This window comes from Frateuria sp. GZRe14 (genome assembly GCF_051900395.1).
In the GTDB taxonomy this organism is placed as follows: Bacteria; Pseudomonadota; Gammaproteobacteria; order Xanthomonadales; family Rhodanobacteraceae; genus Frateuria_A; species Frateuria_A edaphi.
The window spans coordinates 698,227-710,033 of record NZ_JBHZGJ010000001.1; the positions used below are offsets into that span (position 1 = coordinate 698,227).

An 11,807-nucleotide genomic window follows, 5' to 3' on the forward strand; every position below is an offset into this window, starting at 1 on the left:
CGGTTACAACGACAACGAAGCTCTACGGAGGACGGGAAATGTTTGAATTGATCGAAAAACTGGCACCCAACGCGGTCATCAAGGTCATCGGCGTAGGCGGCGGCGGCGGCAACGCCGTGGCACACATGCTGAGCGCCAACATCGAAGGCGTCGAGTTCGTCGTCGCCAACACCGACGCGCAGGCGATGAAGAACTGCGGCTCGCGCACCCACCTGCAGCTCGGCGCCAATGTCACCAAGGGCCTGGGCGCGGGCGCCAATCCGGAAGTCGGCCGCCAGGCCGCGTTGGAGGATCGCGAGCGCATCGAGGAGATGCTCGACGGCGCCGACATGGTGTTCATCACCGCCGGCATGGGCGGCGGCACCGGTACCGGCGCGGCACCGGTGGTGGCGCAGCTGGCCAAGGAGAAGGGCATCCTCACCGTGGCGGTGGTGACCAAGCCGTTCCCGTTCGAGGGTCGCCGCCGCATGCAGGTGGCGATGAAGGGCATCGAGGACCTGTCCCAGCACGTCGATTCGCTGATCACCGTGCCGAACGAGAAACTGCTGTCGGTACTCGGCCGCGAAGTGACGCTGCTCAATGCCTTCAAGGCCGCCAACGACGTGCTCCAGGGCGCCGTGCAGGGCATCGCCGACCTGATCACTGCCCCGGGCCTGATCAACGTCGATTTTGCCGACGTGCGCACCGTGATGTCCGAGATGGGCATGGCCATGATGGGCTCGGGCACCGCCCGCGGCGACGACCGTGCCCAGGCCGCGGCCGAGGCGGCGATCAACAACCCGCTGCTGGAAGACGTCAACCTCAATGGCGCCTGCGGCATCCTGGTCAACGTCACCGCCGGTCCGAACCTGACCATGCGCGAGTTCGACGAGATCGGCCGGGTCATCCACGACTTCGCCAGCGAAGATGCCACCGTGGTGATCGGCACCTCGCTCGACCCGGAAATGCAGGACGACGTGCGCGTGACCGTGGTCGCCACCGGCCTCAATCGCGCGACGGCCACCCGCCAGGCCCCGCGTGCCGTGGCCACCCAGCAGGTGGAGATGCGCCAGCGCCCGCGCCCGGTGGTGCTGCGCACCGGCACCGGCAATGAGGTGGTGGACTATGCCGCCCCGGAGGCGGTCGTGTCGCATACCCGCTCCGAGCCGCCGGCCAAGGGTGCCGATCCCAGCTTCGACTATCTGGATATTCCGGCGTTCTTGCGCCGTCAGGCCGACTGAATAGCACTCACCGGAGGCCCTTGCGAAAATTGAACAAAACACCAGATCGACGAGTCAGTAAATGACGCGGCCCGCCAGGCGTCTATCACCTGTGTGATTTCCGTGACCGTCCGATGGTGATTTTGGGGTGAAGGCAGCGCACCGAGGACCGGTGCGCGCACCGGCTGGCAAAGGAACCGCCGGCCTGTCCGCCCCTTTGCGCCGGATACCCGTCCTCCCGGCGCAAGGGGGTGTGTCGCGGTAAATGGTTGAGGCGGCGGGGAATTGCCGGGCTTAGTGACCGGCGTCACGTATGAAGGAAAGCTAAAGAGGCGACCAGACTGTACGGTACGGTTTGCTATTGCCACAGGTTAAGACTGTGTTAGCATCCGACCCCTGATTGGCTGCTGCCTACACTGGTACCTATAAAAATGATCAAGCAGCGTACGCTCAAGAACATCATCCGTGCGACCGGCGTCGGCCTGCACACCGGCGACAAGGTTTACATGACCTTGCGCCCCGCCGCGCCGAACACGGGCATCGTGTTCCGCCGTACGGATCTCAATCCGCCGGTCGACATCCATGCGCGCCCGGATTGCGTGGGCGATACCCGGCTGTCCACCACGCTGGTCAAGGGCGACGTGCGCGTCTCCACCGTCGAGCACCTGCTCTCGGCGATGGCGGGCCTGGGCATCGACAACGCCATCGTGGAGCTGTCCGCGCCGGAAGTGCCGATCATGGACGGCAGCGCCGGTCCCTTTGTGTTCCTGCTGCAGTCGGCAGGCATCGAGGAGCAGGGCGTCGCCAAGCGCTTCATCCGCATCAAGAAGCCGATCAAGGTGCAGGAAGGCGACAAGTGGGCCAGCTTCGAGCCGTTCGAGGGCTTCAAGGTCGGCTTCTCGATCGAGTTCAACCACCCGATCATCTCCAAGCGCACCTCGCGCGCCGAGATCGACTTCTCCACGACCTCCTTCGTCAAGGAAGTCAGCCGCGCGCGTACCTTCGGCTTCATGCGCGATATCGAGATGCTGCGCGAGCACAACCTGGCGCTGGGCGGCTCGATGGACAACGCCGTGGTGCTGGACGACTACCGCGTGCTCAACGAGGACGGCCTCCGTTACGAGGACGAGTTCGTCAAGCACAAGATCCTGGACGCCATCGGCGACCTGTATCTGCTCGGCCACAGCCTGATCGGCGCCTACCACGCGCACAAGTCGGGCCACGAGCTCAACAACAAGCTGCTGCGTACCCTGATCGCCGATCCCGCCGCTTGGGAAGAGGTGGTGTACAAGGACGATCCGGCCGTCTCGCCGATCTCCTACGCGCATCCGGCCCAGGCGATCTGATCCGACCGACGCCTGCCGCGAAGGCCGCCCCGCAAGAGGCGGCCTTCGTCGTTTCTGTGACGCAGGCCGTCCGCAATACACGTCCGGATTCACGCTACGGCGACATGTCGGGGTGTACCTGCCCTCCCACCGTGCTATAAACCTTCTGCCGCCCTCGGGGTGGCAAGGGGGAAAACGGTGCCCGCCGGGCACACGCGAAGGCACGGCGCCCCGCGCCAGTCAGTCCTTGGCGACCGGGAATCCAGCAGTTTCGGCGATGGACGCCAGCTCGAGGAACAGTCCCTTCAGTTCGGGGTCTGTGATTGATGCTGCGGCGGCTTTGAGATGGATGGCTGCGGCAGGCGAAAGCGGTTTTGACCGATCCGGTTCCGTTGCGGCCGGTCGGGGGGGAGCCACTTTCACGGTGACCGAACCGGCGCTCGTGCCGATGGCACGTGCGGTAGCGAGTATCTGCGCCTGCATCAGGCGCAGGCGAGCTGCCCAGGCCGGTGAGGACGCCAGGAAGACGAGGCGGCCGTTGCGCAGGTGGGCGAATCGCACCTGTTCGCGCAAGGGCGTCGGCAGCGTCTGGCGCAGGGCACGATCCAACGCATCCAGCTCACCGGCCTTCTTGGCCAGCGAGGCGAACGAACCGCATTCGGCCAATGGCTTGGGGCCACGGTCGATGCGGCGGGAGGCGGGAGAATCGGCGCGCTGCATGGCCGTCATCTGAAGTGAAGAAAAGCAATGCAGATCATACTCGTATCCCGCTCCCGGAAAGTGCCCAAGACCCTCGATCTGGGCCAGCGGCGGTTGCGCTGGCGGCTGGCGGGGCTGGCGATGGCGGCGGTGGTCGGGTGTGGCGTACTGGGCGCCGCGGTGGCGCTGACGGTATCCAGCCCTCGCGACCGCGCGCTGGCCGAAATCCAGCAGCTCAAGCAACAGATTCGCGACCAGGACACGCAACTGGCGGGCGTGCGCAAGGACTCCCAGCGTGAACTCGACGCCCTGGCGGTCAAGCTCGGCCAGCTCGAGGCGCAGTCCACCCGTCTCAATGCATTGGGCGAACGGCTGACCGAGGTCGGCAAGCTCGATCCGGATGAATTCAACTTCGACCAGCAGCCCGCGATGGGCGGTCTGGAAGACACCGCCGGCAGCGCCTACGCCCTGCCGCCGACGCTGGACAAGAGCATCGACCAGCTCGCTGGCCAGTTCGACGTCCAGCAGGCGCAGCTGTCCGCGCTGCAGAGCCTGCTGCTGGACGCCAAGATCGATTCCAACCTCAAGCCCACCGGCATGCCGGCCTCGGGTTACATCTCCTCCTATTTCGGCGTGCGCCCGGATCCGTTCGACGGCCACAGCGCGCGCCACACCGGTCTGGACATCGCTGTGCCGTTCGGCTCGGCGGTCCATGCCGTGGCCGAAGGCATGGTGACCTTCACCGGTGTGCGCAGCGGCTACGGCAAGGTGGTCGAGATCGACCACGGCAATGGCTACATGACCCGCTATGCCCACAACAGCAAGTTGCTGGTGCATCCGGGCCAGCGCGTGCGCGTCGGCGAGGTGGTCTCGCAGGCCGGCTCGACCGGTCGTTCGACCGGTCCGCACGTGCATTTCGAGGTCTGGTACAAGGGTCGCGTGGTCAATCCGCTGGCCTACGTGAAGAACCACCGCTGAGCCCGTAGCCGGCCTTCAGGAGCCCGCGTTCGGGCGGTACTCCTGGCCTTGCGCTGGCCGATTGCCTTAGCCGCAGGCGAGCTCCTGCGGGTTCCCGCGCGGGGCGACGCTCGACCCTCTTGAATCCCCCGCCCTCCGCCGCCATCCCGGCCAGCTGGAGCGGCTGTAGTAACATGTCTCCTTTCGCCCGTGGACGCCGCGGGCCTTCAGCCTTCACTGACGGAAGATCGATGTTCAATCGCGCCCTGACCAGCCTTTTCGGTAGCCGCAACGAGCGGGTGCTGCGCCAGCTTTCCAAGACCGTTGCGCGGATTAACGCGCTGGAATCGGAGTTCGAGAAGCTGGACGACGCGGGGCTGCGCGGCAAGACCGACGAGTTCAAGGAGCGCGTGGCCAAGGGCGAGACGCTCGACAGGCTGCTGCCCGAGGCCTTCGCCGTGGTGCGCGAAGGCGCCAAGCGCGTACTCGGCATGCGCCACTACGACGTGCAGATGATCGGCGGCATGGTGCTGCACCAGGGCAAGATCGCCGAGATGCGCACCGGCGAAGGCAAGACGCTGGTGGGCACGTTGCCGGTCTACCTCAACGCCCTCGAAGGCAAGGGTGTGCACGTGGTCACCGTGAACGACTACCTCGCCCGCCGCGACTCGGCACAGATGGGCAAGCTCTACAACTTCCTTGGCCTGAGCGTGGGTGTGGTGTATCCGGGCATGGACCACGGCGACAAGCATGCCGCCTACGCCGCCGACATCACCTACGGCACCAACAACGAATTCGGCTTCGACTACCTGCGCGACAACATGGCGTTGTCGAAGGAGCAGCGCTACCAGCGCGGACTCAACTACGCGATCGTCGACGAGGTCGACTCGATCCTGATCGACGAGGCGCGCACGCCGCTGATCATCTCCGGCCCGGCCGAGGACTCCCCGCAGCTCTATCTCGCGGTCAACCGCATCGTGCCGCAGATGAAGCGCCAGCCGACCGAAGATGGCGCTGGCGACTACTGGGTCGACGAGAAGCAGAAGCAGGTGCACCTGTCCGAAGAAGGCATGGCGCACGCCGAGGAACTGCTGCGCAAGGCCGGCGTGATTGATCCGGAGAGCGGACTGTATGACGCGCGCAACCTGGCGGTGGTGCACCACCTCAACGCCGCCCTGCGCGCCAACGCGATCTACCAGCGCGACGTCGATTACATCGTGCGCGACGGCGAAGTGATCATCGTAGACGAGTTCACAGGCCGCACCCTGGCTGGCCGGCGCTGGTCGGACGGCCTGCACCAGGCGGTCGAAGCGAAGGAGGGCGTGCCGATCCAGCGCGAGAATCAGACGCTGGCGACGGTGACCTTCCAGAACCTGTTCCGCATGTACAAGAAGCTGGCCGGCATGACCGGTACGGCCGATACCGAGGCGTACGAGTTCCAGACCATCTATGGCCTGGAGGTGGTGGTCATCCCCACCCACAAGCCGATGATCCGCAAGGACAACCTGGACATCGTGTTCCTCAGCCAGCAGGCCAAGTACCGCGCCGTGGTCGAGGACATCAAGGACTGCCACAAGCGTGGCCAGCCGGTGCTGGTCGGCACCACCTCGATCGAGGTGTCGGAGCTGTTGTCCGACATGCTGACCAAGGCCAAGGTCCCGCACGAAGTGCTCAACGCCAAGCAGCACGAGCGCGAGGCGCACATCGTGGCGCAGGCCGGCGCGCCCGGCTCGGTGACCATCGCCACCAACATGGCCGGCCGCGGTACCGACATCGTGCTCGGCGGCAGCCTGGAAGCCGCGCTCGCCGCTCTGCCGGAGGACGCCTCCGAGGTCGACCGCCAGCGCGTCAAGAGCGAATGGAAGAAGCGCCACGAGCAGGTGCTCGCCGCCGGCGGCCTGCACATCGTCGGCACCGAGCGGCACGAATCCCGACGCATCGACAACCAGCTGCGTGGTCGCTCCGGTCGCCAGGGCGATCCGGGTTCGTCGCGCTTCTACCTGGCGCTGGAGGACAACCTGCTGCGCATCTTCGGCGGCGAGGGCCTGGTGCGATGGATGAAGCGCTTCGGCATGAAGGAGGATGATCCGCTCGAGGAGCGCATGATCAGCCGCCAGATCGAGAAGGCGCAGCGCAAGGTCGAGCAGCACAACTTCGACATCCGCAAACACCTGCTGGAGTTCGACGACGTCGCCAACGACCAGCGCAAGGTGATCTACCGCCAGCGCGACGAATTGCTGGAGGGCGAGGACGTCTCGGCAACCATCGCGGATATCCGCGAAGATGTGGTCGAGTCGATCGTCAACGCCCACGTGCCGCCGGACAGCATCGACGAGCAGTGGGACATCGCCGGTCTCGAGCGTGCGCTGGACAGCGAGTTCGGCATCGCCACGGGCCTGAAGGCCTGGGTCGAGCAGCAGCACGAGCTGGAAGCCGCGCAGATCCGCGACCACGTGCGCGAGGCGATGGACCAGGCCTTCAAGGCCAAGGAGGCGCAGATCGGCGCCGAGACCATGCGCCAGCTCGAGAAGCACATCATGCTGAGCGTGGTCGACAATGCCTGGAAGGAGCACCTGGCGAGCATGGACTACCTGCGCCAGGGCATCTACCTGCGCGGTTATGCGCAGCAGGATCCCAAGCAGGCGTTCAAGCGCGAGTCGTTCGAGCTGTTCGCCGAGATGCTCAACCGCATCAAGACCGAAGTCGTGCAGATGCTCGCGCGCGTGCGCATCCGCAGCGAGGAAGAAGTCATCGCGATGGAAGCCGAACAGCAGCGCCTGGCGGCGCGCCTGCAGCAGCAGATGCTCGCCAGCGGCGGTGGTGCCCCGGTCAACGCGCTGGGCAACGATGCTCCGCCCTCGGCCGCCGCGGGTACCGTGCACCACGAAGGCCCGAAGATCGGCCGCAATGATCCGTGCCCGTGCGGTTCGGGCAAGAAGTACAAGCACTGCCACGGCCAGCTGGCCTGATTACGCGATGCGTCCTCCCCCTTCGGGGAGAGGACCAAGATGGTGGCCGGGGCTCGCGATGAGCCACTACGGCGGGCCTTGATGACGCGTGGGTGAGGTCGTGGCAAGAACGGCCCCGCACCCCTAGCCCTCTCCCCCGAGGGAGGTGTAGAAGATCAGTCCCCGCCGCCAGGCGGCCGCTTGCGATGCGGCTCCGCATTGACCGTGATGTACTGCGGTTCTTCCTGGTCCAGCCGCAGCGCAGTCAGCTGGCCGCCCCATACGCAGCCGGTGTCGATCGCGTACACGCCCAGGCCGGCGAAGCGGCCGAGCGCGGACCAGTGCCCGCAGACCATCCTGCCTTCGCGCCGGCGCATGCCCGGCACGGCGAACCACGGATACAGCCCGGGCTTCTGCGAACCCGGGATGCCCTTGGCCTCGAAGTCGATCCGTCCGTTGACGTCGCAGTAGCGCATGCGCGTCATGGTGTTGATCGACGCGCGGAAACGCTCGATCCCCTGCAGCCGGCTCGACCAGGCGGCCGGGCGGTTGCCGAACAGGTTGCGCAGCAATCGCGGGTGGCGCGGGCTGGACAGCTCGCGCTCCACTTCCTGCGCCGCGCGCAACGCCTGGCGCAGCGTCCACGACGGGGCCAACCCGGCGTGCACCATGCCCCATCCCAATACTTCGTCGTAGTGCATCAACTTCTGGTTGCGCAGCCACTCGAAAAGTACCGGCGCGTCGTCGGCGAACAGTACCTCCCGTAGCTCGGGATTGACCCGCGACTGCGCGTCCGGCTTGCGCTGTGCGATCGCCAGCAGGCTCAGGTCGTGGTTGCCCAGCGTGACCACCACGTTCTCGCGCAGGCCGTGAAGCATCCGCAGCACCTGCAGCGATTCGCCGCCCCGGTTGACCAAATCGCCGCAGAACCACAACTGGTCATCGGCAGGGTCGAACCGCAACTTGTCGAGCAGGCGCGACAGCTCCGGGTAACAGCCTTGCACGTCGCCGATTGCATATGTCGCCATCAGAACTCGTCCGTCCAGAACCGATCCATGGCAGGCGAACCCTCGGGTGTGCGTTCCATCAGTGCAGGGTGCGCGGTATGGACAGCGTGAACGGGGGAATCGGCGTCTCGAAGCGCGTGCCGTCGTCGGCGAGCATCTGGTAGCTGCCGCGCATCGTGCCGACGGCGGTGTCCAGCACGGCACCGGAACTGTACTGGTAGCGGTCGCCCGGCCGCATCCACGGCTGGTCGCCGACCACGCCCTCGCCGCGCACTTCTTCCACCTTGCCGTTGGCGTCGGTGATCACCCAGTGGCGGGTGAGCAGCCGCGCGGGCATGTCGCCGGCGTTGTGCAGCGTCACGGTGTAGGCGAACACGTAGCGGTTGTCGTGCGGCTTGGACTGGTCGGGGACGAAACGGGTTTCGACCTGCACGTCGATCGTGTAGGAAGCTTTGGGATTCATGCGCCGATTGTACGGCCTGCGCGCAAGCCTGCGCGTGTAGACGGCGCGTCAGGCGGGAAGCTTTGCCAGGCGCACGAAGTCGCCGGGCGCGAGAGTCTCGGCGCGCGCCTTCGGATCGACTCCTGCGCTGGCAATGGCATCGCTGTCGAGCAGGTTCTTCAACCCATTGGCGAGGGTCTTGCGCCGCTGCGCGAAGGCGGCCTTGACGATCGCGTGCACGCGATCGGGATCGGCGTCGTGGCGCTCGTGCGCGGCCAGCGGCACCAGCCGCACGACCGCCGAATCCACCTTCGGCGGCGGGCGGAACGCGCCCGGTGGCACCGTGAACAGCGGCTCGACCCGGCAAGCCAGCTGCAGCATCACCGATAGACGGCCATAGACCTTGCTGCCGGGCGCCGCCGCCATGCGGTCGACCACTTCCTTCTGCAGCATGAAATGCATGTCCTGGATCGCGGCGGCGTGGTCGACGCAATGGAACAGGATCGGGCTGGAAATGTAGTAGGGAAGGTTGCCGGCCAGGCGCACCCGCGGCACGCCCAGACGCTGCGCCAGTGCGGTGAAGTCCACCTTGAGCACGTCGGCATGGACGATTTCCAGCATGCCCACGGTGTTTGCGCGCGCCTGAAGATCGGGAATGAGGTCGGTGTCCAGTTCGATCGCGACGAGCTGGCCCGCGGCGGTCAGCAGCGGCAGCGTAAGCGCGCCTTCGCCCGGGCCGATCTCAACGACGCGATCGCCCGTCTTGGGCGCGATCGCGCCGACGATGCGCTCGATGTAGCGCTTTTCGTGCAGGAAGTGCTGGCCGAAGCTTTTCTTGGGGCGGGCGTTCATCGGAATTTCTCGCTTACCCCGGAGAGCCGGAGCGGCTGGCCAGCTCCACCGCCATCCGGGCGGCGGCGATCAGGCTGGACGGATCCGCGCGGCCGGTGCCGGCCAGGTCGAGCGCGGTGCCGTGATCGACCGAGGTGCGGATGAAAGGCAGGCCGAGGGTAATGTTGACGGTGCGATCGAAGGCTTCGCTCTTGAGTACGGGCAGCGCCTGGTCGTGGTACATCGCCAGCACGGCGTCGTAGCGTCCCCGCTGCGCCGGTACGAAGGCGGTATCCGCGGGCAACGGACCAAGCAAGTGCATGCCCTGGTCGCGAAGCCACGCCAGCGTGGGCTCGATCACGTCCAGCTCCTCGCGGCCGAGGTGACCGCCCTCGCCGGCATGCGGATTGAGACCGAGTACCGCGATGCGTGGAGCGGGAATGCCGAACCTGGCCTTGAGTTCGTCGTGCATGATGCGCAGCGTGCGCGCCAGCGTCTGGCCGGTGATCGCCGCGGGCACTGCGCCCAGCGGCAAATGCGTGGTGGCCAGCGCAACCCGTAGCTCAGGACTGGCCAGCATCATCACGACGTCCGCGCCGGCGCGATGGGCGAAGAACTCGGTATGACCGCTGAAGGGGATGCCGGCGTCGTTGATCGACGCCTTCTGCAACGGCGCCGTGACCACCGCCGCATAGCTGCCGGCCAGGCAGCCATCCGCGGCCTCCGCCAGCGTGGTCAGGACGTGGCGCGCATTGCGTGGATCGGGCTTGCCGGGGTGCTCCTCCACCACCAGCGGCACATGCTGGACGCGCAGGCTGCCCGGCACGTGCGCATGCAATTGGCCGTCGTCTTCATGCAGTTCCAGCGGTACGCCGCAACGCGCTGCAGCGCGGCGCAACAGGTCGCGGTCGGTGATGGCGACCAGTCCGGCCGCGAGCGGCGTCGATGCGAGCCGGACAAGCAGTTCGGGGCCGACGCCGGCCGGTTCCCCGGCGGTCAGCGCCAGTCGGGGCAGGCCGGCGTTCAAGGCACGACTCAGCTCTTGTCCCGCGCGTCGGGATCCTTGAGCTCCGGCACCAGGATGTTGACGTAGGCATCCGAGCGCAGCTGCCGCAGGAAATCCTCATAGGCCTGCTCGGCCTTGCGGTTGCCGATCGCCTGGCGCGCCTGGTTGCGCTCGCTCTCCTCGGTCACGTCGCTCTTGCGCGTGCCTTCCAGCTGCAGGATGTGCCAGCCGGCCTCGCTCTGGAATGGTTGGGAAACCTCGCCGTCCTTGAGCTGGGAGAGCTGCTGGGCGATCGTGCCGCCCCACTGGTCGCGCTGGAACCAGCCCATGTCGCCGCCGGCATTGGCGGTGGTCGGGTCCTTGGAGTTCTCCTTCGCCAGCTTGGCGAAGTCCTCATGCTTGTTGACGATGCGGTTGTACAGGTCCTGCGCCTTCTGCTGCGCCTGCTCGGGCGTCACCAGCTCGCTCGGGCGGATCAGGATCTGGCGGGCGTGGTACTCGGTGACCACCTGCCGGCTGGGCTCGCGCTGGTCGACCAGCTTGAGGATGTGGAAGCCGGTGGGGCCGCGCAGCGCCGCGCTGACCTGGCCAGGCTTCATGCCGGAGATGGTGTCGGCGAAAGCCGGCGGGATCTCGTCCATCTTGCGCCAGCCGAGGTCGCCGCCTTCGAGCGCGTCCTGAGCGTCGGAGTAGCGGATCGCCGCGGCGTTGAAGTCCATGCCGCCCTTGATCGCATCGAGCGCCTCCTGTGCCTTGGCCTGCGCCGCGGCGATGTCGTCCGCACTGCCGCCGGCCGGAATCGAGACCTGGATGTGCGCCAGATGCACTTCACCCGCCTTGTAGGTGGGGCTGTTGAGCAGGTTGTTGATTTCACTGTCGGTGATGTTGACCGAATCGCGCACCACGCTCTCGTGCAGGCGCTGGACCATGAGCTGGTCGCCCAGCTGGGTGCGGAAGGCGGCAAAACCCTGCCCGCTCTGCTCGACCGCCTGCTGCAACTGCTCTGGCGTCAGGTGGTTCTGCTGGGCGACCGCGGCGACGGCCTGGTCGATGTCCGAATCCGACACGCGGATGCCCTGGTCGGCGGCCTTGGCCACCTGCAGTTTCATCAGCACCAGGCGGTCGAGCACCTGGCGCTTGAGCACGTCCTCCGGCGGGAGCTGGCCGGGGTTGCTGGCGTACTGCTGCTTGACCGAGCGCATGGCCTCATCCAGTTCGCTCTGCAGGATCACGCTGTCGTCGACCACCGCGATGATGCGGTCGAGCGGCTGCGTGCCCGAGGCCGAGGCGTCGCCCTGGCCCTGGGCCTGGGGCAGCAGCTGGGCCTGGACGGGCAGGACGGTGGCCGCGGCGAGCGCGAGGAGGAGCAGCGCGGTGGGTTGCTTCATCGGTC

Annotated in this window: 10 protein-coding genes; 4 read left to right on the plus strand and 6 right to left on the minus strand. The window is 66.7% G+C overall.

Annotated elements, in window-relative coordinates; all coding sequences use genetic code 11:
* The first annotated feature begins 38 nt into the window (after positions 1–38).
* Positions 39–1,220 carry a cell division protein FtsZ gene (ftsZ, locus tag ACFWZ1_RS03075; protein WP_439665412.1) on the plus strand — a complete coding sequence of 394 codons (1,182 nt, stop codon included), beginning with the start codon at positions 39–41 and terminating at the stop codon, positions 1,218–1,220.
* A gap of 410 nt (positions 1,221–1,630) precedes the next feature.
* Complete coding sequence (gene lpxC / locus ACFWZ1_RS03080; protein ID WP_231323559.1) at positions 1,631–2,545, plus strand: UDP-3-O-acyl-N-acetylglucosamine deacetylase; 915 nt, start codon at positions 1,631–1,633, stop codon at positions 2,543–2,545.
* 219 nt (positions 2,546–2,764) lie between these two features.
* Here lpxC and ACFWZ1_RS03085 read toward each other — a convergent pair whose 3' ends face one another.
* Complete coding sequence (locus tag ACFWZ1_RS03085) at positions 2,765–3,244, minus strand: DciA family protein (RefSeq protein WP_439665413.1); 480 nt, start codon at positions 3,242–3,244, stop codon at positions 2,765–2,767.
* A 27-nt stretch (positions 3,245–3,271) separates the two neighbouring features.
* Here ACFWZ1_RS03085 and ACFWZ1_RS03090 point away from each other — a divergent pair, with 27 nt between their 5' ends.
* Positions 3,272–4,201, plus strand: a complete 930-nt coding sequence (locus ACFWZ1_RS03090; RefSeq protein ID WP_439665414.1) for a peptidoglycan DD-metalloendopeptidase family protein — start codon at positions 3,272–3,274, stop codon at positions 4,199–4,201.
* A 230-nt stretch (positions 4,202–4,431) separates the two neighbouring features.
* Positions 4,432–7,149: a preprotein translocase subunit SecA gene (gene secA / locus ACFWZ1_RS03095; RefSeq protein ID WP_439665415.1), complete on the plus strand. Its 2,718-nt coding sequence runs from the start codon at positions 4,432–4,434 to the stop codon at positions 7,147–7,149.
* A gap of 155 nt (positions 7,150–7,304) precedes the next feature.
* Here secA and ACFWZ1_RS03100 read toward each other — a convergent pair whose 3' ends face one another.
* Genes ACFWZ1_RS03100 through ACFWZ1_RS03120 form a run of 5 tightly spaced genes read right to left on the minus strand, consistent with a single transcriptional unit; the run spans position 7,305 to position 11,802 of the window.
* Positions 7,305–8,156 carry a symmetrical bis(5'-nucleosyl)-tetraphosphatase gene (locus ACFWZ1_RS03100; protein WP_439665416.1) on the minus strand — a complete coding sequence of 284 codons (852 nt, stop codon included), beginning with the start codon at positions 8,154–8,156 and terminating at the stop codon, positions 7,305–7,307.
* A 58-nt stretch (positions 8,157–8,214) separates the two neighbouring features.
* Positions 8,215–8,598, minus strand: a complete 384-nt coding sequence (apaG, locus tag ACFWZ1_RS03105; RefSeq protein ID WP_231323569.1) for a Co2+/Mg2+ efflux protein ApaG — start codon at positions 8,596–8,598, stop codon at positions 8,215–8,217.
* A 48-nt stretch (positions 8,599–8,646) separates the two neighbouring features.
* Positions 8,647–9,429 carry a 16S rRNA (adenine(1518)-N(6)/adenine(1519)-N(6))-dimethyltransferase RsmA gene (gene rsmA, locus ACFWZ1_RS03110; protein WP_439665417.1) on the minus strand — a complete coding sequence of 261 codons (783 nt, stop codon included), beginning with the start codon at positions 9,427–9,429 and terminating at the stop codon, positions 8,647–8,649.
* A 13-nt stretch (positions 9,430–9,442) separates the two neighbouring features.
* Entirely contained in the window at positions 9,443–10,435 is a 993-nt protein-coding gene (gene pdxA / locus ACFWZ1_RS03115) for a 4-hydroxythreonine-4-phosphate dehydrogenase PdxA (protein WP_439665418.1), read from the minus strand.
* Positions 10,436–10,443: 8 nt separating this feature from the next.
* A complete protein-coding gene (locus ACFWZ1_RS03120) occupies positions 10,444–11,802 on the minus strand; it encodes a peptidylprolyl isomerase (RefSeq protein ID WP_231323575.1) in 1,359 nt (452 codons plus the stop codon).
* Between the last annotated feature and the right edge of the window lie 5 nt (positions 11,803–11,807).

Coding starts and splice junctions, on each gene's coding strand:
- apaG (WP_231323569.1), bottom strand. CDS start 8,598: ATGAATCCCAAAGCTTCCTACACGATCGACGTGCAGGTCGAAACCCGT.
- ACFWZ1_RS03100 (WP_439665416.1), bottom strand. CDS start 8,156: ATGGCGACATATGCAATCGGCGACGTGCAAGGCTGTTACCCGGAGCTG.
- ftsZ (WP_439665412.1), top strand. CDS start 39: ATGTTTGAATTGATCGAAAAACTGGCACCCAACGCGGTCATCAAGGTC.
- ACFWZ1_RS03085 (WP_439665413.1), bottom strand. CDS start 3,244: ATGCAGCGCGCCGATTCTCCCGCCTCCCGCCGCATCGACCGTGGCCCC.
- lpxC (WP_231323559.1), top strand. CDS start 1,631: ATGATCAAGCAGCGTACGCTCAAGAACATCATCCGTGCGACCGGCGTC.
- ACFWZ1_RS03090 (WP_439665414.1), top strand. CDS start 3,272: ATGCAGATCATACTCGTATCCCGCTCCCGGAAAGTGCCCAAGACCCTC.
- rsmA (WP_439665417.1), bottom strand. CDS start 9,429: ATGAACGCCCGCCCCAAGAAAAGCTTCGGCCAGCACTTCCTGCACGAA.
- secA (WP_439665415.1), top strand. CDS start 4,432: ATGTTCAATCGCGCCCTGACCAGCCTTTTCGGTAGCCGCAACGAGCGG.
- ACFWZ1_RS03120 (WP_231323575.1), bottom strand. CDS start 11,802: ATGAAGCAACCCACCGCGCTGCTCCTCCTCGCGCTCGCCGCGGCCACC.